This is a genomic window from Pontibacter sp. JAM-7, assembly GCF_048548695.2.
Classification (GTDB): domain Bacteria; phylum Pseudomonadota; class Gammaproteobacteria; order Pseudomonadales; family Balneatricaceae; genus Neptuniibacter.
The window spans coordinates 24,543-44,250 of record NZ_JBLYIF020000004.1; the positions used below are offsets into that span (position 1 = coordinate 24,543).

The window sequence follows — 19,708 nt, forward strand, 5'->3', positions numbered from 1 at the left end:
CGTAATATTCTAGCGCCCAAACTAGGCCAGCCCTCTTGGACTCCCGCGTTATGAGCTCAGAAAAACTTACAGCACCTGATCTGAACTTCAATTCAGGTAGCGCCCGGCGGCACCGTAACCTGCGCGCCTTGAAAGACAAAATCGCCTCTGGCGGTATCGCGTTTGGGGGTATCAGCGTCATCGTTGCTATCCTGCTGATCTTTTTCTACCTTCTGTATGAAGTATTGCCGCTGTTTCAGTCAGCCAGCATTGAGCCTTGGCAGGAACAGGATGCAGAAGTGCAACCCTATGCCGTCCCCGGCGAAGGGAAAACCCTGTATCTGGCGTTGGAAGAACAGGTCCGGATTGGTCTACGGGTAACGGATCAAGGGCAGATGGTGTTCTTTGATTCCCGCTCTGGCAAGGTCATCGACAAGGTGACAGCTGAGCTGCCGCTAGACACCAACATTACCAGTTTTGCTCTGGCATCCGACAACAGCAACACCTTCGCGCTTGGTCTGAGTAATGGTCAGGCACTGGTGTACAAACATGCTTATAAGTCCACTTATCCGAACGGTGTGCGGGTAATTACCCCACGCATTGAGTACCCATTCGGTGCTGAACCGATCAACGTCAGTGATCTGCCGCTCGAAGTTCTGGCGCTGAATGGTTATGAAGAAAACTGGGCACTGATTGGTGGCACCCAGGAGCAATTGAGCAGTACCCGTCTGATCCTGACGGAAAATCTGATCACTGAAGAAATCGAAGTCGATATCACTACCAGCACCCTGCCCAGCATTGGCCTGCAGGCGACCCGATTGCAACTGACTCCGGATCAGCACTGGCTGCTGGTGGCGGGGCCGAAAAACAAACTGGCTGTGGTAGAGCTGGAAACCGGTAACGGCGCTGATGTGAGCCAGGTGATCGAGGCCAGCAAGGGCCGTATCACCGACTTCCGACTGCTGCTGGGTGGCAACTCGCTCCTCGTCGGCGATGATCAGGGCACCATCTCCCAGTGGTTTTTGGTACGTGATGAAAACAATGCCTGGCAATTAACCAAGGTACGCAGTTTTAGCGCCCATAACTCCAGTATCAGCACCATCGCTCTAGAGCATCGTCGTAAAGGTTTTATCACCCTGAACCAGCTGGGTCAGATCGACTTTTACAACACCACTGCCGCGCGTACCTCTATGAGTGAGCAGATCCTGCAACGTGGTGCTCAGCAATCCGCTCTGTCGCCCCGTTCTGATGCGTTGTTGCTGGAACAGGATGGCATGGTCTCGCTGTGGCAGATCCACAATGAGCATCCGGAAGTTTCCTGGAGTGCGCTGTGGGAAAAGGTCTGGTACGAAGGCTATGAAGAGCCAGAGTTTATCTGGCAGTCCTCTGCCTCTAACAACGATTTCGAACCTAAATACAGCCTGATGCCGCTGGCATTTGGCACCTTGAAAGCCGCATTTTACGCCATGCTGCTGGCAACGCCGCTGGCGATTTGTGGTGCAATCTACACCGCCTACTTTATGGTGCCGTCGATGCGCCGCAAGGTAAAACCCTTCATCGAGTTAATGGAGGCACTGCCCACGGTCATCCTCGGGTTCTTGGCTGGTTTATGGCTGGCACCGTTTATCGAGGTAAACCTGGCGGGCATCTTTGTCACCTTGCTGGTGGTTCCGGCCTCTATCCTTGGCTTTGCCTTTGCCTGGGCCAATGCGCCAAAAACCCTGCGCTACCTGATTCCAGAGGGCTGGGATGCTGCGCTGTTGATTCCAGTGGTGATGCTGGCAACCATGTTCAGCTTCTGGATTGCTCCCGGCATTGAACAAGTGCTGTTTGGTACCGAGATGCGTTACTGGGTCACCAACGAGCTGGGTATTCCTTACGATCAGCGTAATGCGCTGGTGGTAGGTCTCGCCATGGGTTTTGCGGTTATTCCAACCATCTTCTCCATCACGGAAGACGCCATTTTCGCTGTGCCGAAGCATCTGTCTTATGGCTCACTGGCGCTGGGGGCAACACCCTGGCAAACCCTGGTGCGGGTCGTCATGCCGACCGCCAGTCCGGGTATTTTCTCTGCCGTGATGATCGGTATGGGTCGTGCGGTGGGGGAAACCATGATTGTCCTGATGGCGACCGGTAATACCCCCATCATGGATGCCAACATCTTTGAAGGGATGCGCACCCTGGCAGCCAATATTGCGGTAGAGATGCCAGAATCTGAAGTCGACAGTACCCACTTCCGGATTCTATTCCTGGCAGCATTCGTGCTCTTCCTGTTCACCTTTGTGGTGAATACGATAGCCGAAACCGTCCGCCAGCGCCTGCGCAAGAAATATGGCTCACTGTAACCCTGTGTGACTGAGGATTGGATTGATGCGTTACTCTTTTTCTGAATGGACCAAATCCGGCGCACCCTGGGTCTGGCTGAATGCCGGGGCGGTGGCTATCTCGCTGATCATGGTGGTCGGTCTACTGTCGCTGATCGCGGTACGTGGTTTGGGACACTTCTGGCCCGCTGATATTTATCAGGCCAACTACAACCAAAATGGCAATACCACTCGCCTGGTAGGTGAGCGGGTGCAGACCAAGCTCATCTCTGCCGAGCAGTTGCGCGATAGCGGTGTACAGGTACCAGAGGGCGTGCTCGAAATGCCACGCACCTTGATAAAAATCGGTAACCGAGACCATGGCGGTACCGACTTTATCTGGGTACTGGATGCTCACCTGTCTGATATGTCGCAACCTGAGATGCTGTTTGCAGCAGAGCGTCGCGAATGGGGTAATTTTTACGGCTACTTACGCGGCCTGAAAGAAGATGGCAACTTGGTCGCTCAATATGACGGCTATGAAAAAACCGCCGAATATACTGAGTTGTGGCAACAGTTCCAGCAGCGCATTGAACGCGCTCTGGGCATTTACGATCAAATCAAAGCAATCGAAAAGGGTGATATCGGTGCCATCAACTACGAGTTGGAGCGCCTGCGCCTTAAAGAACGTTCGCTTGAGCTGAAGGGCATTAACGACCCACAGCGCCTGCAGGAGATTGCCGATCGTCGCCAGGAACTGGATGCCGATTATCAACACTTGCAGACCGAGCTGCTAGATCTATACAACGCCATCAACCGCGACAGTGTGGTGGCGGAAATTGCCAACGGAAACATGGTTGAATTCCGCTTATCCTCAGTCGTGCGCGCCTTCCTGCCTAATGACATGCATGTCGGCAACAAGCTGACACATTATGCGGCCAAGCTGTGGGAGTTTGTCAGTGACGAACCCCGCGAGGCCAATACTGAAGGGGGTATCTTCCCGGCGATCTTCGGTACCGTCCTGATGGTAATCATCATGTCGGTCATCGTGACGCCGTTTGGCGTGATTGCAGCCGTCTACCTGCGTGAATATGCCAAACAGGGTTTTATCACCCGAGTGATTCGTATTGCGGTGAACAATCTGGCGGGCGTACCCTCAATTGTCTACGGTGTATTTGGTTTGGGTTTCTTTGTCTACTTCCTGGGTGGACACATAGACGATGCTTTTTTTGCCGCCGCCAAACCCTCGCCGACCTTCGGTACTCCCGGCCTGATGTGGGCTTCCATTACCCTGGCACTGCTGACGCTGCCGGTCGTGATTGTCGCCACCGAAGAGGGGCTGACCCGTATTCCGCGGGCGATTCGCGAAGGCTCACTGGCACTGGGGGCGACCAAATTTGAAACCCTGATGAAGGTGGTGATTCCCATGGCCAGCCCGGCCATCATGACCGGTGTGATTCTGGCGATTGCCCGTGCTGCCGGTGAAGTCGCACCTCTAATGCTGGTCGGCGTAGTCAAACTGGCGCCCAGCCTGCCGCTGGATGGCAACTACCCATTCCTGCATCTGGATCAAAAATTTATGCACTTGGGCTTCCACATCTATGATGTGGGCTTCCAAAGCCCCAATGTTGAAGCGGCCCGGCCGCTGGTTTACGCAACTGCGCTGCTGCTGGTAGCGGTGATTGCCCTGCTGAACCTATCAGCTATCGCAATCCGCAACCATCTGCGTGAAAAATACAAAGCGCTTGAAATGTAACGGAGTCGGACCGAACAATGAAGGTATCTAACATGACCGGTGAAGTAAAAACTCATGCCATTGATATTGCGTCCATGCAGCGCGATAAACGCACCCTGGACCTGGCGGATGAAACCCTGGCGCTGGAAGTCAAAGATCTGCGCCTTTGCTATGGCGACAATGAAGCGTTGCATGGCATCGATATGCAGATTCCCAAGCACCGCGTAACCGCTTTTATCGGCCCGTCCGGTTGCGGTAAATCAACGCTGCTGCGCTGCTTTAACCGTATGAATGATCTAGTCGACGATTGTCATATCACCGGCCAGATCATGCTGGAAGATGCCAATATCTATGACCGCGGCGTCGATATCGCGGAGCTGAGACGCCGGGTTGGCATGGTATTCCAGAAACCCAATCCGTTCCCGAAATCGATCTATGAAAACGTCGCTTACGGCCTGCGCATTCAGGGCATCAACAAGAAACGGGTACTGGATGAAACCGTCGAGTGGGCACTGCGTTCTGCGGCACTATGGGATGAAGTAAAAGACCGCCTGCATGAAAGCGCATTAGGCATGTCCGGTGGCCAGCAGCAGCGTCTGGTGATTGCCCGTACCATCGCAGTGAAGCCGGAAGTTTTGCTACTGGATGAGCCGGCGTCGGCACTGGACCCAATCTCCACATTGAAGATCGAAGAGCTGATCCACGAACTGAAAAAGGATTTCACCATCGTGATCGTGACTCACAACATGCAGCAGGCGGCACGAGTCTCCGATTACACCGCCTTTATGTACATGGGAGATCTGATTGAGTTTGGTGCCACCGATGCACTGTTCACCAATCCGGATAAAAAGCAGACCGAAGATTACATCACCGGTCGTTACGGTTAATTCAGGGTAATTAGGAGATTTATCGTGGAATTCAAAGGCGATTATTCAAGCCATATTTCCCAGCAGTTCAATGAAGAGCTGGAACAGATCCGCACCCTGTTGCTGACAATGGGTGGCATCGTTGAGCGCCAGGTCCATGACGCCATCGAGGCACTGCTGACCAGCGATAGCAATCTGGCAGAACAGTCCCGCAAAGCGGACAACCAGACTAACGAGATGGAGATTCTGATCGACGAGCAGATCGCTACCACCATCGCCCGGCGCCAGCCAGCCGCCAGTGACCTGCGTCTGATCATCTCGGTCTCCAAGGCCGTAACCAGCCTAGAGCGCATGGGCGATGAAGCCAGCCGTATCTGTCGCCACGCCATTGAACTGGTGGAAGAGGGTCAGTCACCTCGGGGGTATCAGGAGGTGCGTCATATTGGCAATCTGGTGCGCGAGATGGTGAAAAACGTCCTCACTGCATACGCCCGGAATGATACTGAGCTGGCCTACAAAGTGGCCAAGATGGATAAATCAGTAGACCAAGAGTACCGCTCTGCCATGCGTTCTCTGGTGACGTTTATGATGGAAGACCCGCGTTCGATCTCCAGTATCATGAATGTAATCTGGGTGTTGCGTAGCCTGGAGCGGATGGGTGATCACGCCCGCAGCATGTCCCAGCAACTGATCTATATGGTCAGTGGTACAGATGTGCGCCACAGCAGCCTGCAAACCATTAAACAAGCGGCGGTACAAGGTACCGAGCCTGAAGAAGATCAGGGCGAAGCTTAAACTCTGACGTATATAAATAACCACGCTCCTGCGTGGTTATTTATAGCTGCGGTTTCGCCTCCGGCCAATACTCCGCCAGCACCGGACAGTGCTGCAGCAACCCCGCACGCCCCATCGTCCTGAGCCGTTCAATGTTGCGTTCCGGAATCTCTTCCACCGCTTGGTAATGCGCCAAAACCCGGCTCATCTGCCCCTCCCGGATCAGATGTATCATCGGCAGTGGCGAACGATTAGTCCAGTTACTGAGATCATCGGCATCGACTCCGGCAAAACAGTAGCGGGGATGAAAACTCGCCAACTGGAATACCCCCTCAAGGCCGGCCTGTTGCAAGGCGCCCTGACACTGGTCCAGCAGGTCAAGATAGGTCTCAAACGCTTCGCCTGTGCGGTTCAGAATCAATAGCGTGGTGGCAATGTCAGACGCGTCAGCCTGCTGAATGCGTTCCAGCTCAACCAGAAAGTCCGCCACGGCTGTTGCCATACCCTCTGCGTCAGACAACGCATAACGCACCCGACCTGCACGCTGGTCAGGTGCCGCAAACGGGCATAGATTGAGGCCAATGACCATCTGATCGACCCAGTTCCGGCTGCGAGACAGCGCCAGGTCGGCGGGTAAGGGGTGAGGATAGGTTTGCATCGGCCTAGTTTAAGTCAGGAACAGCCCGCTGCCTACTGTCTCCAGCAGGTGTTTTTGGTAAGATGTCGCCCTTGCTGCAAAGGAGCTCGATTTGGCAATTCCAACTGCCCTTGACCACCAGCGTTTTGATACTCGCTGGACTGCCCTGCGTCGTGCTTATGCCCTGTTGGCACCGCACTATTGGCAAGGCTGGCTGATGGATAGCAGCTCTCTGACGCAGCGTCTGGTGCGCTTAAGCCAGGGCGATTTCGAAGTTCGGGTTATCCGCCAGCAATGGGGCCGACCAACGCGTTCTGAAGCCCAGGCCCTCGGCATGCGTAGCCGCCAGGTTGCGCTGATCCGCGAGGTGCAATTACTCGGCCAGGGCCAACCCTGGGTGTATGCCCGCTCTCTGATTCCGGCAAAAACACTCACTGGCGCGCAACGTCGACTCCGCCATCTGGGCAACCGTTCTTTAGGCAGCCTGCTGTTCAGCACCCCCGGGATGCGACGCGGCCCGTTACAGATCTGCCGCATACCAATGGATGACAGCCCTTTATGGGCGCGGCGCTCAGTATTCTATTTGCAAGAAAAACCGCTGCTGGTATGCGAGGTTTTCCTGACCCCACTGCAGCAGGTAAACTAGGCTCATTCATATCACAGCAATAACACTAGGCTTACCATGTCTGCCGAGATGCCCGCTGCACAATCCCGCTGGAAAGAAAAGTTCGACAACTACCTGTTGCTTACCCGGATGGATAAGCCGATTGGCACCTATCTGCTGCTATGGCCTACTTACTGGGCACTATGGCTAGCCTCAGGGGGTATCCCCAGCATCAAGCTGCTGCTGATTTTTACGCTGGGCGTAGTCCTGACCCGCGCCGCTGGCTGTGTCATCAATGATTTTGCTGACCGCAAAATAGACGGTTATGTCAAACGCACCGCCAATCGTCCATTACCTACCGGGCGGGTCACGCCGAGAGAAGCCCTGCTGCTGTTTGCCGGGCTGATGCTACTGGCTTTTATTCTGGTGCTGTTTACCAATAAGGAGACCATCCTGCTATCGGTTGGCGGCCTGCTGCTGGCATCCTGTTATCCATTTATGAAGCGTTACACCTACCTGCCTCAGGTGGTGCTGGGTGCCGCTTTTGCCTGGTCAATTCCGATGGCCTTTTCTGCGGTCACCCAAACCGTGCCACCCTATGCTTGGCTGATCTACATCGCCACTGTGCTCTGGACAGTGGCGTATGACACCATGTACGCCATGGTCGATCGGGATGATGATCTGAAGATCGGCGTAAAATCCACGGCGATCCTGTTTGGTGATGCAGATCGGCTGGCTATCGGCCTGCTGCAGATAACCACTCTGTTAAGCCTGATTTTACTGGGTGTTCAGCGTGAGCTGTCCTTTATCTACTATGCCGGGCTGATGACCGCCGCCGGTCTGTTTGTCTACCAGCAGCAGTTAATTCGCCACCGCGGTAGAGAGCGTTGCTTTAAAGCATTCCTCAACAACCACTATGCCGGTCTGGCTATTTTTCTCGGTGTGCTGCTGCACTTCCTACTCAAATCAACGTAAAACAGCAGATACGGCCTGCGAACGTCATCAATGTCATATTTGTGTAACACTATTGTCTTGTAATAGGCCTCGTAGAAACCGTAACCAAGGGAAGAACATTCAATGTCACCTGCGAAACGCGTACTGATCGTTGATGACGAGGCACCAATCCGAGAAATGATTGCCGTGGCTCTGGAGATGGCAGGTTATCAGTGCCTGGAAGCCGATAATGCCAATACCGCCCACGCCATGATCGTGGATGACAAGCCGGATATGCTGCTGCTGGACTGGATGATGCCCGGCACCACCGGTATCGAGTTTGCCCGTCGCCTGCGCAAGGAAGAGGCCACCGCCGACCTGCCCATTATTATGCTCACCGCCAAAACCGATGAAGATAATAAGATCAAGGGTCTGGATGTCGGTGTCGATGACTATATTACCAAACCATTTTCACCCCGCGAGCTGGTGGCCCGCCTGAAAGCAGTACTCCGCCGCAGTACTCCTATCGGGGTTGAAGAGCCGGTTTCGGTGGACGAACTGACGCTGGATCCGGTATCACACCGAGTGACTGCAGAGGGCACGCCGATTGAACTAGGTCCCACCGAGTTTCGTCTGCTACAGTTCTTCATGACGCATCAGGACCGTGCATACTCGCGCAGCCAGCTGCTGGATATGGTCTGGGGTGGCAACGTCTATGTGGAGGAACGAACGGTTGATGTGCATATCCGCCGCTTGCGCAAGGCCCTGGGCAACCGTCACGATTACCTAGTGCAGACAGTACGCGGCACCGGCTATCGCTTTTCATCCAGTGTTGCCTGACAGGAAATAAGCATCGTATATGGGCTCTGCCAACCACAATCTGTTTTTCCGTCTGGGACTGATTAGCGTCATTGCGCTGGCAGTGGGGTTTCTGCTCGATGCCCCTGGCTGGACCCTGGCAATAGCCCTACTGGTCTGGTCCATTTTGGAATTGCGCCGCTTCCGTCAGTTGAGTAACTGGGTGCACAACAATGATGACCAGGCAGAACTGCCAGAAAGCAAAGGCCGCTGGGGCGAACTGTTTGATGGTCTATCCCGGTTGCAACGGCGACAGAACAGTCGGGAAACCCTGCTACGTGGGGTGATTGACCGCTTCCAACAGTCCTCGTCTGCATTACCCGACGCCATCATCATTATCGACCGTAACAACAATATGGAATGGTGGAACGAAACCGCCAGCCGACTGCTGGGGCTCAGACCGCTGACAGATCGCGGCAGACCGGTGATGAATTTACTGCGAGATCCGCGCTTTATCCGTTACTACAACCGTGGCCAGTATACCGATCCCATCACCCTGCCTTCTCCGGTCAAATCCGAATTCAGCATCCAATATCAGATTACCCGCTTTGGAGATGGCGACCGATTACTGGTAGCGCGCGACGTTTCGCGTCTCATTCGACTGGAGCAGACCCGACAGGACTTTGTCGCTAATGCGTCCCATGAACTGCGCACACCGCTGACCGTAATTCGCGGTTATCTGGAAACCTTCCTTGATAATGAGATGCCACAGCATATGCAGCGCGGCCTGAAGGCGATGCAACAGCAGGCACGGCGAATGGAAAATTTGGTCTCCGACCTACTGCTGCTGTCTCGGCTGGAAGCCAGTCAGGCAGTTTCATCAGAACAGCCAATTCAGATCCACTCGATACTGCGCCATATTCTGGATGCCGCCAAAGAACTCGGGCGTGACAAACAGCAAAACTTCAAACTGGAAATGGATCAGAAATTTGACCTGTGCGGTCAAGAAGTGGAGCTACACAGCGCCTTTTCCAACCTGGTATTTAACGCGGTGCGTTATACCCAGACCGGGGGCGACATCAGCATCCGTTGGTGGGTAGACGCTAAGGGCGGCCACTTTGCCGTCACAGATAACGGCCCCGGCATAGAATCGATCCATCTGCCACGCCTGACAGAACGCTTCTACCGCGTGGACGAGAGTCGCTCTTCTGCCAGTGGCGGTACCGGACTGGGCCTGGCGATCGTTAAGCATGTCTTGGTTCGCCATGGCGGTGAGCTGACCATCAACAGTAAGCTGAACCAGGGCAGTACCTTCTGCTGTCACTTTCCGACCGAGATGCTGAGCCATCAGGACGACAACGACCTAGTAAAAATCAGTTAAACCGTTCCAGCTGTGCTTCTGGGCCTGCTGACAAGGGTCGCTCTCTGCTGGCATGCGCCTCAACCCAATAGATGGTCGCACCCACCACCGCTGCCGGCATGATTAGCAAATTCAGCAACGGCACCAGCATACCCGCCTGAACCAAACCGCCAAAACCGATCGCCGTGAGGCGCTCCTGCTTCAGCATCACTTTCATCTGCCGGAAACTGACGTTGTTGTTATCCATTGGATAATCACAATACTGGATCGCCATCATCCAGGCACCAAACCAAAGCCATAGCAGTGGAGAGATAATATTGATGACCGGGATAAACGATACGATCAACAGCAACAACACACGGGGCAGGTAGTACACTAACTTGGCCAGTTCTCGCTGAATAGAACGCGGAATAATCGCCAGTAATGCCTGCCAACCCTCATCCACCACCAACTCACCCCGCAAGCGCTTTTCTACCTTCTCGGACAAAAAGCCATTAAACGGCGCAGCTATCAGGTTGGCAAAGATAGAAAAACTGTAATACGCCAGCAGCAGCACCATCAGAGCAAACAACGGCCACAGCAACCAGTGGAGAAATCCAGCCCAGCCCGGCAGAAAACTCAGCAGATAGTCAATCCAACTGCCCATATGACTGAACAGTAGCCAGAGCGCCGCGATAAACAACACAACATTAATGGTTAGGGGTACCAGCACAAACGGCCTGATTTCCGGGTCAGGCAGCATCTTCAGCCCTTTAACCAAATACCCGGCACCGGTAAACGGATTACCTCGCATAACACCTCAATTCAAAACAAAATTTGCCAGCCTGATAACAACAGCCACAACCATCATGCCCAATCCAACCCGATTCACGTTAAACTCTTTAACAGTGAGTTCCATCGTAGGTCGCCAGAAATAGAACAACGATTTAACATCACGGGTGCGGCCTGCATACATTGCCAGAGAAACCAGAAACACCAGTAGACCACCCCAGAACAGCACTTGTTCCACTATTGCCAAATACATGAATTTCGCCTTATTTAATTATCAGAATATTTGGGAACCCGTTTTGCTGCTTGTCGGTCACTGAGATAGAAGGCTAACCTTAGCAGCAGGGCTAGCCTAACAAAAAACCTTTAATTCGGCTGCATCGATTCAGCTAACCCGCGACGGAACATTATATGAAAGCGATACAGATTGAACAGTTTGGTTCCACCGAGCAACTCAACTACCTTGACCTGCCTGTGCCAACGCTACAACCGGGTCAGGTACTGGTGCGCAACCATGCTGCCGGCGTGAACCCAATTGACTGGAAAACCTGTGCCGGAGGCGGTGCTGCACCCTTTATTGGCGAATTACCCTTTATACCGGGCTGGGAGTTCGCCGGTACAGTAGAGGCAGCGGCCGACGATGTCACCGAGTTTGCTCCAGGAGATGAAGTATTCGGCTTTATCAATTTCCCACAACGTGCCGGCTGTTTTGCTGAATACCTGGCAGCACCCGCGGACCAGATTAGCCACCGCCCTGCAGAACTACCAATCATAGAGGCTGGTGGCCTTGGTCTGGCCGGCCTCACCGCCTGGCAGGCTTTATTCAGTAAGGGCCAACTTAAACCCGACCAGCAATTATTGGTGCTTGCAGGTGCTGGTGGCGTCGGCCACCTTGCAATACAGCTCGGCAAATGGACCGGCGCACGTGTGATCGCGACGGCCTCGACACGTAACCATGAATTTCTCAAATCATTAGGCGCTGATGTGGTGATTGATTACCACGATGACAATATCACGCATCACGTGAATAACGTCGATTTAGTACTTGATGGGGTTGGCGGTGCCACCGGCATTGAAGCACTGAAGTGCGTCAAACCCGGTGGCACTCTGATCACCCTGCCCACAGTCACCAAAGATGACGTGATAGCAGCAGGAGGAAAAATGCGGGTGAATGTACAGCCAATCCGGGTAGAGCCGGACAGCCGTCAACTAGATCAGCTGGCTGGCCTGTATGCAGATAAAAAATTGCAACTGAAACTGGCAGGTAGCTACCCGCTGGAGCAAGCAGGTAAAGCCTTCTCCGACAGCAAAACAGGTAGAGTTACAGGTAAGCTAGTACTTACTATCGGGTAACTCGTCGTTCATTCCCGAACAAAAATACTGCTGCTGACGCATCAGCAATTTGCATCCGTCACCCCGCACATCGCGTTGCCAGCAGTAATCCCTTGCCCAGCTTTTATCATCTTCACTGGGCGTGTCATTAAACGCTGGCACCTGATCACAAAATCCCGGCGTAGGCGCCGCTTCCTGCAAACAGGCTTTCAGCAAAATGCCGTGATTCACCGTACAGGCAAACCCGGAACACTGATTAAAGCGTTGCAATGACTCTGCCAGGCAAAACGCCTGATCGTGTTGTTGCCCCAGCTGTAAACCTTCACTACGAAAGGTCTGAGCCTGCTCTGACAGTTTGGCGTTCCACTCAGGCAACCAGGTGCTTTTGCTGAGCCACAGCAGGAACACACCCGCGACCAGCATGCCAAACAACAGATAGAGAAATTTACGCCACATGATAGTTCCTAAGCTTTAGGTCGGTACAACCCCACCACACAGAGCAACAGCCCCAGGCAGCTAAGCAACATGCCGCCATTTACCAGAAGCGGATAACGCACCAAAAAAGGGACGAATGGGTGTGATTTTTCAAGATCGCAAACACCAACCTGATAGTGCCATGACCCACCCTGATCCAGACAGGCCTGCACTTCATTCAGCTCACTGAAATACAAACCAATAATCAGCACGGCCGGGATTACCAATAAAATAAGACCTATTCGCAACACGGGACTTACTCGCTATCGGAGATACCAATATTGCTGTAACCGTCATTAGCGGCCAGTGCTCGCAATTGCTGAATCACTTTAGCCTTAGACTGAGTCGATACCAACAGTTCGAGACAGTCGGCCAGGAAATCATCCTCCTGCAGCATCAAGTCATGGGTATTGATTAGACGAACCAGCTCTTCATCAGACAGCTGATCATCTGCATTCAGTTCGATAAAGCCAGCCACTGTTTCACGTGACAACTGGATAATGTCATCCACTTCAGAAGGCTCAGGCTGGATCGCGGTATTGAGGGTACAACACAGAGCAAGAATGGCATCGCGTGCCGGAATTGCCCCATACATATCAAACTCTTCCAGATCCGGAATATTCTGTTCAATATGGGGTAACTGAACATCAAAGTTCATTTTGGCACCGGTACCGCTGACGGCATCCCAGACCCCGTCTATTACCCTACGCACACGATCCAACTCGCCGAATTCCAGCAGTCGGGAAAACAGCGCGAAGTTAGGGTACATACGTTCTGTAATTGCCGCTGCCAGCGCCAGCAATTGCCAATCCTGCAGGCCACCAAGGGGCTGATTTTGCACCTGATCTGTCATCGCTCACACCGTATTACTTTGATGCGCCTATTGTACCGTTTTTAAAAACCATTGCAGGCTTTATCTCCCTGATAACACAGCTTTTACTGCCTATTGTCGTTATAATCGCCAACAAAATGTTCTCCTCCGAGTTCGCTAGATGCGTTTTTTTCTGTCCAAAACAGTCCTGCTTTTAGACCAGATAAATGAAGCTATTGGCCGGACAGTTGCCTGGCTGACCTTGGCACTCGTGCTGGTGAGTTTCGCTGTAGTTGTGCTGCGCTATGCCTTTACCAGCGGCAACATTGCCCTGCAGGAAACGACGACCTATCTGCATAGCCTGATTTTTATGCTGGGGGCTGCATACACCCTAAAACATGACAAACACGTTCGGGTAGATATTCTATTTCGGCCGTCATCGCCGCACTGCCAGGCACGTGTGAATCTGTTTGGCACCCTGCTTATATTATTTCCGGTCTGCATTGTGCTGTTTTATTTTGCCTGGGACTATGTAGCCGCCGCTTGGGCGATTCAGGAAAGCTCTCAGCAAACCGGCGGGCTGCCATACCTCTACCTTTTAAAAAGCTGCCTGTTACTGCTGCCGGTGCTGCTGCTATTGCAGGGATTGGCGGAGCTGGGCCGCAACTGGCTATTGCTGACAACCGCAGCGGAGACCCGGCATGATTGATCTGCTGCCTCTGGTGATGTTTGCCGTCACTTTTATGGTACTGCTACTGGGATATCCGGTCGCTTTTTCTCTGGCCGCCAGCGCCCTGCTGTTTGCTGCGGTTGGTGATTACCTGGGCGTATTTGACCCGGTGTTTTTGCAGGCATTACCAAACCGTATATTTAGCATCATGCAGAATCCCGTACTGATTGCGGTACCGCTATTTGTCTTTATGGGCGTGATGCTGGAAAAGACCCGCATCGCTGAAAGGCTGCTACTGGCAATGAGCCAACTGTTTGGCACCCTGCCCGGCGGACTGGGCGTATCGGTCACCCTAGTCGGCGCCTTACTGGCAGCCAGCACCGGAATTGTCGGTGCGACAGTGGTGACCATGGGCCTGCTATCATTACCCAGCATGCTACAACGCGGCTATGCGCCCAGTATTGCCTGCGGCACTATTTGTGCCTCTGGCACGCTGGGTCAGATTATCCCCCCTTCGATTGTGCTGATTCTGTTAGGCGATGTCATCGCCTCTGCCTATCAGCAATCTCAGCTCGAGCAGGGTATTTTTAGTCCAGAAACCGTCACGGTTGGCGATCTATTCTTAGGGGCACTGCTGCCCGGTGTACTCCTGGTCACCGCCTATATCACCTACCTGATCATTATCGCCTGGACGCGCCCCACCATCATGCCTGCCGCCAACCACAGCGTTACATCGCCCTTAGCCTGCCGCGAATGGCTACTAGCATTGCTACCACCGGTTGCACTGATTGTATTGGTACTTGGCTCGATTCTGGCTGGCTATGCTACGCCGACAGAAGCGGCAGCCGTCGGTGCAACGGGTGCCTTATTGTTAGCGCTAAGCAAAGGCAATCTGAACAAACAGGTATTGCAGGACACCATGCGAGAAACAACCCAGATCAGCAGCATGGTATTTATGATTCTGATTGGTGCCTCTGTATTCTCCCTGGTTTTTCGTGGTCTGGGTGGGGACGAACTGATCAGGGGTTGGCTGGAAGCGCTACCCGGCGGCACTGTCACGGCGGTTATCCTGGTGATGTTAGTTATCTTCCTGCTGGGCTTTTTCCTCGATTTTATCGAGATCACCTTTGTCGTACTGCCGATTGTGGCCCCCATTCTGTTAAGCATGGGACTGGACCCAATCTGGCTAGGTATTATGATTGCCCTTAACCTGCAAACCTCGTTCCTGACACCACCGTTTGGTTTTGCCCTGTTCTATCTGCGTGGCGTTGCCCCAGAATCAATCTCCACGCCGCAGATCTATCGCGGCGTGGTGCCATTTATCATCATACAACTGAGCATCTTGCTGTTGCTGGGTTTCTGGCCCGGTCTGGCAACCTGGTTGCCCGAGCAGGTGTTCGGTTAGTCAGGTTGCCGCGCCGCCATATACGCTTGCTCTGAAATTCGATGCCAGGGCACAACCTGATCACGAAATTTCAAGTATGAATCAAACACCTTCTGAGTCAGCGGGTCTTTTGCTGCCTCTTCCGCCACAACCTCTTCCGATAAACCACGGAGTCGATTAAGCACATCATCTGGCAGGCGTTTTACATTCACTTGATGCACATTAACCAACTGTTCCAGCGCCCTGTTATTTTTGGCTGTCAGGTCGGCGAGCATATCCTGATTAGCAACCCGCAACGCCATCTGTACAATGCTTTGCAGGTCCTTGGGCAAGGTCTCCAGGGCTTGCTTATTGATAAAACATTCAAGCGTTGTGCCTGGCTCATGCCAACCCGGGTAATAGTAATACTTGGCGGCCTTGTGCAGACCAAACGCCAGATCGTTGTAAGGGCCTACCCATTCGGTGGCATCAATGGCGCCTGACTGCAGGGAAGAGAAAATCTCCCCACCGGGCAGCAGCACCGGAACACCCCCGGCCCGTTTAAGCACCTCGCCACCCAAGCCGGGAATACGCATTTTTAATCCCTGCAAATCCTCGACACTACCGATCTCCCGGTTAAACCAGCCGCTCATCTGTACCCCGGTGTTGCCGGCGGCACCGGGCACCAGCCCGAACGGCTCATACACCTCCTGCCATAATTTCATGCCGTCGCCATGATAGAGCCAAGCATTCATCTCTTGGGCTGTCAGGCCAAAAGGCACGGCTGAAAAGAACTGTGCTGCCCGACTTTTACCCTTCCAGTAGTATGCAGCGCCATGGCCCATTTCCGCTGTTCCACGTGAAACAGCATCAAAGACTTCCAACGCACCCACCAGCTCTTTGGCACCGTAAACCTTTACCTGGATCCGGCCACCGCTCATCTGATTAATCAGATCAGCCAGGAAGTTAGCGCCGGTGCCAAGCCCGGGAAAGTTCTTGGGCCAGGTGGTAACCATTTTCCAACGAAACTCTGGACGAGCCAGTGCCTGAGTACTGATGCCGGTTGCGCCGACTAATGTGGCCATGCCAGCGGCAGAAAGTAATTGACGACGTTTCACTTACCAGTCTCCTCTTCAACAGGTTCTGAAAATAGCATGCCCTGGAGAAACTCAGCAATCGCGTAAAGATATACCCTGCCGAAAGAAGCTTGGTATACTCTTCATGCTTGTTTTTATGAGGACATCCCTTGAACAGTATGAACCTGCTGAAGTCGATCTCCGAGGCCCGCCACCTGCTGCGTAAATCCGAACAAAAAGTAGCGGATTTTGTGCTCGCGCGCCCGAACGATGTCATTCACATGCGAATTGTTGATCTGGCCACAGAGGCACAGGTCAGCGAACCGACTGTTGTTAGATTCTGTCGCGCGCTTAATTATGATGGCTTTCAGGATTTCAAACTGACGCTGGCACAGGGGCTGGCCAGCAACACCAGTTTTGAGCAATTCTCGCTGGATACGCGCGATACCGTGCTGGAGTTTAAGCAGAAGATCTTTGACTCCATGATCGGCAACCTAATGAATATCAAAGAGCAACTGGATACCGCCACACTGGAAGCGGCAATCAACGCCCTGGCCAAAGCCAGCCGTGTTGAGTTTTATGGTTTTGGTGCCTCCGCCCCGGTCTGTAATGATGCCGAACATAAATTCCACCGCTTAAAAGTCCGGGCCGCCTCCTATTCTGATCCACATATGCAGACTATATCTGCGGTATCGCTGGACAAAACCGATGTGGTCGTGGCGATTTCTCAAACCGGGCGCACCAAAGACCTGCTGCATACGGTTACCCTGGTACGTGAAACCGGTGCCACCGTGATTGCACTCTGCCCCAGTAATACCCCACTGGCAGATTTAGCCGATATTTCGATCCATATTGACCTGGAAGAGGACAAAGACCTCAGTGCCCTGATGTCCTCTCGGGTACTGCAGCTGGTCATCATTGATGTACTGGCCGTGGGTGTCGCAATCAAACTGGGGCCCGGTGTGATTGACCAGCTGAAAACCATTAAGCGCAGCCTGCGCTCACTGCGTCAGAATGATAAACGCCTCCCCTTCCGCCGGATTGATGAGCTAGACAAAGACGCTTAATCCGGCCCGCCCACTGTCACCTTTCTGTAAATCTTCTACGGTAATATTAGCTGCATCAAAAGCGTTTGAAATGGATACATTTCTGTTATAAAAAAGAGATGTGTGGAGTGAAGGAATTCTCGTGGCCATGCCAGCAGCACTGTGCGACGGGATTACTGACCGTTTCATCTGATCAGGAGTCAGCTTATGTTGCGGAAGACACAGGAGTTAAACCAAACCCAGCGCGAGGTCATCGACCTACTGATGGGGTTTGAAGAAAAAGAGAAACTATCACACAAAAAACTGGCATCCCGCCGCGCGCTGCACGCCAGACGAGCCATTGAACAACGGATGGAAGAAAAGGCCTTACAGGAAACAATATCCGAACCCTGGCTTGACGACTAAATGAAAAAGGCCCGCGATCTGCGGGCCTTTTTCATGGTTAATAGGCTTATGGCTCCGGATGCAAAACATTAAGCGGTATTGAACGGCTACCCTCCACCACAATGGCCGCATGCCGACGCTTCAGACGCCGAGGTTCAGTCACACCGCAAGAGTGAGCAATCATCTCAACCTCATGCACCAGATGGTTATGATAATAAGCAACACGCTCCGCTTTCACCTCCGGCACCAATCCCCTCTGCAGTTCAGGGTTATGCGTAGTCACCCCGGTCGGACAGGTATTCTTATTGCATTGCAGCGCTTGAATACAGCCAAGAGCAAACATAAACCCCCGGGCAGACACGATAAAATCAGCACCCATGCAGAGCGCAGCCGCCACATTCGTGGGATTAATCAGTTTGCCTGAAGCAATCACCCGAATCCGCTCCCGCAAACCGTATTCGTGCAGCTTATTCACCAGCAACGGCAAGCTTTCTTTTAGCGGCAACCCCACACTGTCCATCAAGGGCATTGGCGCGGCACCCGTACCACCATCACTACTGTCCAGGGTGATAAAATCCGGTGCCGAATCCACACCCCGCTCGATCACCGCCTGAAAGAACTCATCCAACCACTGCGTTTCACCCAAGACCATTTTGAAACCGCAGGGCTTACCCGTGACATGCCGGATACGTTCCACCATATCCAGCAAGTCTTTGGTATTGGCGATGTCCGGATGACGGTTCGGACTCAAGCTGGCCTCACCTGCGGGAATGCCTCGAATCGCGGCAATTTCATGGTTCACTTTTTCTGCCGGCAGGATGCCTCCTTTACCGGGTTTGGCACCCTGACTTAGCTTAATCTCAAACATCTTCACCTGAGGAATCGATGCTTTTTCTAACAGTTTCTGGTCACTCAAACGGCCATTTTCATCTCGTACCCCATACTTAGCTGTGCCGATCTGGTACACCAGATCACAGCCCGCCTCAATATGATAAGGCGATATGCCTCCCTCGCCGGTGTTCATCCAGCACCCTGAAATTTTGGCTCCCTGCGATAACGCCTCTACTGCGGGGCGTGATAATGCGCCATAACTCATGCCTGAAATGTTAAACAGAGAAGGTGCGTCGTAGGGTTGCATACAAGTAGGCCCAATCCGCATCGGCTGAGTTTGTACCGCATCTTCAGTCAATGTTGGAAACGGTGTATTGAGAAAATAATAGGTCCCGGGAATCCGCAGGTCACGAGTGGAGCCAAACGCGATTGTACTGTCGATATTTTTGGCAGAGCGGTACACCCAGGCGCGCTCTGCACGATTGAAAGGCATCTCTTCGCGGTCCATAGCAAAGAAGTACTGGCGGAAGAATTCACCGATATGTTCAAACAAATACCTGAATCTGCCAATAAGTGGATAGTTGCGCCGAATAGTATGTTTGGTCTGGTGCTTATCTACTTGATAAAGCACCAGTGCGGCCACCCCTAGCAGCGTGACCACCACCAACAACACAATCCCAACCACAGCGATGAAATTAATGGCAAAACTGGTTAACGGTTCACTCATCTGCAGGACTCCAGAGGCAGAAAATTGATTACACGGTTGTAAGCGGTTTCACGGCAAGAGTAAATACCAACTTGATCAAGCACATGCGGTAAAACCCTATATAAACCACGTCTTTAGTCGCAAAAAAGACCACGCATAAAATTGCGCTAAAGTATAAGTTGCAGTGCTATAAATTTGCCAAAATAAGCGTCTAAGGGTATGGTACGCGGCTACTGAAAATGCTTTGCAGCCACGATA

The 19,708-nt window shown here is 52.9% G+C and carries 21 protein-coding genes; 13 read left to right on the forward strand and 8 right to left on the reverse strand.

Annotated elements, in window-relative coordinates:
* Window positions 1-50 precede the first annotated feature (50 nt).
* From ACFVYJ_RS06290 to phoU, 4 genes are all read left to right on the forward strand, one after another.
* On the forward strand, window positions 51-2,324 hold the full coding sequence (locus ACFVYJ_RS06290) for an ABC transporter permease subunit (RefSeq protein ID WP_419415976.1): 2,274 nt from the start codon (window positions 51-53) through the stop codon (window positions 2,322-2,324).
* Window positions 2,325-2,349: 25 nt separating this feature from the next.
* The gene (pstA, locus tag ACFVYJ_RS06295; protein WP_419415975.1) at window positions 2,350-4,038 is read left to right on the forward strand and encodes a phosphate ABC transporter permease PstA; all 1,689 of its coding nucleotides are present in this window, start codon (window positions 2,350-2,352) and stop codon (window positions 4,036-4,038) included.
* 116 nt (window positions 4,039-4,154) lie between these two features.
* The gene (pstB, locus tag ACFVYJ_RS06300; RefSeq protein ID WP_419415999.1) at window positions 4,155-4,904 is read left to right on the forward strand and encodes a phosphate ABC transporter ATP-binding protein PstB; all 750 of its coding nucleotides are present in this window, start codon (window positions 4,155-4,157) and stop codon (window positions 4,902-4,904) included.
* Between the two features lie 24 nt (window positions 4,905-4,928).
* The gene (phoU, locus tag ACFVYJ_RS06305; protein ID WP_419415974.1) at window positions 4,929-5,678 is read left to right on the forward strand and encodes a phosphate signaling complex protein PhoU; all 750 of its coding nucleotides are present in this window, start codon (window positions 4,929-4,931) and stop codon (window positions 5,676-5,678) included.
* 40 nt (window positions 5,679-5,718) lie between these two features.
* On the opposite strand, the gene ACFVYJ_RS06310 is transcribed toward phoU, so the two are convergent.
* Window positions 5,719-6,315, reverse strand: a complete 597-nt coding sequence (locus tag ACFVYJ_RS06310; RefSeq protein WP_419415973.1) for a DUF1415 domain-containing protein — start codon at window positions 6,313-6,315, stop codon at window positions 5,719-5,721.
* Window positions 6,316-6,406: 91 nt separating this feature from the next.
* Between ACFVYJ_RS06310 and ACFVYJ_RS06315 the strand changes: the two genes are divergently transcribed.
* The 4 genes from ACFVYJ_RS06315 to phoR all read left to right on the forward strand — a co-directional run bounded on the left by ACFVYJ_RS06315 (window position 6,407) and on the right by phoR (window position 10,010).
* Window positions 6,407-6,940, forward strand: a complete 534-nt coding sequence (locus ACFVYJ_RS06315) for a chorismate--pyruvate lyase family protein (RefSeq protein ID WP_419415972.1) — start codon at window positions 6,407-6,409, stop codon at window positions 6,938-6,940.
* Window positions 6,941-6,976: 36 nt separating this feature from the next.
* Window positions 6,977-7,873: a 4-hydroxybenzoate octaprenyltransferase gene (gene ubiA, locus ACFVYJ_RS06320; protein WP_419415971.1), complete on the forward strand. Its 897-nt coding sequence runs from the start codon at window positions 6,977-6,979 to the stop codon at window positions 7,871-7,873.
* Window positions 7,874-7,975: 102 nt separating this feature from the next.
* A complete protein-coding gene (phoB, locus tag ACFVYJ_RS06325) occupies window positions 7,976-8,671 on the forward strand; it encodes a phosphate regulon transcriptional regulator PhoB (protein WP_419415970.1) in 696 nt (231 codons plus the stop codon).
* 19 nt (window positions 8,672-8,690) lie between these two features.
* The gene (gene phoR, locus ACFVYJ_RS06330; RefSeq protein WP_419415969.1) at window positions 8,691-10,010 is read left to right on the forward strand and encodes a phosphate regulon sensor histidine kinase PhoR; all 1,320 of its coding nucleotides are present in this window, start codon (window positions 8,691-8,693) and stop codon (window positions 10,008-10,010) included.
* On the opposite strand, the gene cysZ is transcribed toward phoR, so the two are convergent.
* Window positions 10,003-10,782, reverse strand: coding sequence for a sulfate transporter CysZ (gene cysZ / locus ACFVYJ_RS06335; RefSeq protein WP_419415968.1), 780 nt, complete (start codon window positions 10,780-10,782; stop codon window positions 10,003-10,005). The two genes, phoR and cysZ, sit on opposite strands and share 8 nt — an antisense overlap.
* 6 nt (window positions 10,783-10,788) lie before the next feature.
* Window positions 10,789-11,013, reverse strand: a complete 225-nt coding sequence (locus tag ACFVYJ_RS06340) for a hypothetical protein (protein WP_419415967.1) — start codon at window positions 11,011-11,013, stop codon at window positions 10,789-10,791.
* Window positions 11,014-11,168: 155 nt separating this feature from the next.
* Here ACFVYJ_RS06340 and ACFVYJ_RS06345 point away from each other — a divergent pair, with 155 nt between their 5' ends.
* Window positions 11,169-12,110 (forward strand): NADP-dependent oxidoreductase, encoded by a 942-nt coding sequence (locus ACFVYJ_RS06345; RefSeq protein WP_419415966.1) that lies wholly within the window; start codon window positions 11,169-11,171, stop codon window positions 12,108-12,110.
* Here ACFVYJ_RS06345 and ACFVYJ_RS06350 read toward each other — a convergent pair.
* The 3 genes from ACFVYJ_RS06350 to ACFVYJ_RS06360 are packed head-to-tail and all read right to left on the reverse strand — an operon-like array spanning window position 12,090 to window position 13,416.
* Entirely contained in the window at window positions 12,090-12,545 is a 456-nt protein-coding gene (locus ACFVYJ_RS06350) for a hypothetical protein (protein ID WP_419415965.1), read from the reverse strand. The genes ACFVYJ_RS06345 and ACFVYJ_RS06350 overlap by 21 nt on opposite strands.
* Window positions 12,546-12,553: 8 nt before the next feature.
* A complete protein-coding gene (locus ACFVYJ_RS06355) occupies window positions 12,554-12,814 on the reverse strand; it encodes a hypothetical protein (RefSeq protein WP_463255049.1) in 261 nt (86 codons plus the stop codon).
* A gap of 5 nt (window positions 12,815-12,819) precedes the next feature.
* Window positions 12,820-13,416, reverse strand: a complete 597-nt coding sequence (locus ACFVYJ_RS06360) for a DUF416 family protein (RefSeq protein WP_463255051.1) — start codon at window positions 13,414-13,416, stop codon at window positions 12,820-12,822.
* 139 nt (window positions 13,417-13,555) lie between these two features.
* Between ACFVYJ_RS06360 and ACFVYJ_RS06365 the strand changes: the two genes are divergently transcribed.
* Together ACFVYJ_RS06365 and ACFVYJ_RS06370 are read left to right on the forward strand one after the other, a co-directional pair.
* Window positions 13,556-14,083, forward strand: coding sequence for a TRAP transporter small permease subunit (locus ACFVYJ_RS06365; RefSeq protein WP_419415665.1), 528 nt, complete (start codon window positions 13,556-13,558; stop codon window positions 14,081-14,083).
* Window positions 14,076-15,449: a TRAP transporter large permease gene (locus ACFVYJ_RS06370; protein WP_419415664.1), complete on the forward strand. Its 1,374-nt coding sequence runs from the start codon at window positions 14,076-14,078 to the stop codon at window positions 15,447-15,449. Before ACFVYJ_RS06365 ends, ACFVYJ_RS06370 begins: the two co-directional genes overlap by 8 nt.
* Here ACFVYJ_RS06370 and ACFVYJ_RS06375 read toward each other — a convergent pair.
* Window positions 15,446-16,525 (reverse strand): TRAP transporter substrate-binding protein, encoded by a 1,080-nt coding sequence (locus tag ACFVYJ_RS06375; RefSeq protein ID WP_419415663.1) that lies wholly within the window; start codon window positions 16,523-16,525, stop codon window positions 15,446-15,448. The genes ACFVYJ_RS06370 and ACFVYJ_RS06375 overlap by 4 nt on opposite strands.
* A gap of 137 nt (window positions 16,526-16,662) precedes the next feature.
* Between ACFVYJ_RS06375 and ACFVYJ_RS06380 the strand changes: the two genes are divergently transcribed.
* Window positions 16,663-17,550: an SIS domain-containing protein gene (locus tag ACFVYJ_RS06380; RefSeq protein WP_419415669.1), complete on the forward strand. Its 888-nt coding sequence runs from the start codon at window positions 16,663-16,665 to the stop codon at window positions 17,548-17,550.
* A 186-nt stretch (window positions 17,551-17,736) separates the two neighbouring features.
* Window positions 17,737-17,934, forward strand: coding sequence for a PA3496 family putative envelope integrity protein (locus ACFVYJ_RS06385; RefSeq protein ID WP_419415662.1), 198 nt, complete (start codon window positions 17,737-17,739; stop codon window positions 17,932-17,934).
* Between the two features lie 46 nt (window positions 17,935-17,980).
* Here ACFVYJ_RS06385 and ACFVYJ_RS06390 read toward each other — a convergent pair whose 3' ends face one another.
* Complete coding sequence (locus ACFVYJ_RS06390) at window positions 17,981-19,471, reverse strand: FMN-binding glutamate synthase family protein (protein ID WP_419415661.1); 1,491 nt, start codon at window positions 19,469-19,471, stop codon at window positions 17,981-17,983.
* Between the last annotated feature and the right edge of the window lie 237 nt (window positions 19,472-19,708).

Coding starts and splice junctions, on each gene's coding strand:
- pstA (WP_419415975.1), top strand. CDS start 2,350: ATGCGTTACTCTTTTTCTGAATGGACCAAATCCGGCGCACCCTGGGTC.
- ACFVYJ_RS06365 (WP_419415665.1), top strand. CDS start 13,556: ATGCGTTTTTTTCTGTCCAAAACAGTCCTGCTTTTAGACCAGATAAAT.
- ACFVYJ_RS06370 (WP_419415664.1), top strand. CDS start 14,076: ATGATTGATCTGCTGCCTCTGGTGATGTTTGCCGTCACTTTTATGGTA.
- ACFVYJ_RS06290 (WP_419415976.1), top strand. CDS start 51: ATGAGCTCAGAAAAACTTACAGCACCTGATCTGAACTTCAATTCAGGT.
- ACFVYJ_RS06390 (WP_419415661.1), bottom strand. CDS start 19,471: ATGAGTGAACCGTTAACCAGTTTTGCCATTAATTTCATCGCTGTGGTT.
- ACFVYJ_RS06340 (WP_419415967.1), bottom strand. CDS start 11,013: ATGTATTTGGCAATAGTGGAACAAGTGCTGTTCTGGGGTGGTCTACTG.
- ACFVYJ_RS06385 (WP_419415662.1), top strand. CDS start 17,737: ATGTTGCGGAAGACACAGGAGTTAAACCAAACCCAGCGCGAGGTCATC.
- phoR (WP_419415969.1), top strand. CDS start 8,691: ATGGGCTCTGCCAACCACAATCTGTTTTTCCGTCTGGGACTGATTAGC.
- ACFVYJ_RS06350 (WP_419415965.1), bottom strand. CDS start 12,545: ATGTGGCGTAAATTTCTCTATCTGTTGTTTGGCATGCTGGTCGCGGGT.
- ubiA (WP_419415971.1), top strand. CDS start 6,977: ATGTCTGCCGAGATGCCCGCTGCACAATCCCGCTGGAAAGAAAAGTTC.
- phoB (WP_419415970.1), top strand. CDS start 7,976: ATGTCACCTGCGAAACGCGTACTGATCGTTGATGACGAGGCACCAATC.
- ACFVYJ_RS06380 (WP_419415669.1), top strand. CDS start 16,663: ATGAACCTGCTGAAGTCGATCTCCGAGGCCCGCCACCTGCTGCGTAAA.
- cysZ (WP_419415968.1), bottom strand. CDS start 10,782: ATGCGAGGTAATCCGTTTACCGGTGCCGGGTATTTGGTTAAAGGGCTG.
- ACFVYJ_RS06360 (WP_463255051.1), bottom strand. CDS start 13,416: ATGACAGATCAGGTGCAAAATCAGCCCCTTGGTGGCCTGCAGGATTGG.
- ACFVYJ_RS06310 (WP_419415973.1), bottom strand. CDS start 6,315: ATGCAAACCTATCCTCACCCCTTACCCGCCGACCTGGCGCTGTCTCGC.
- ACFVYJ_RS06345 (WP_419415966.1), top strand. CDS start 11,169: ATGAAAGCGATACAGATTGAACAGTTTGGTTCCACCGAGCAACTCAAC.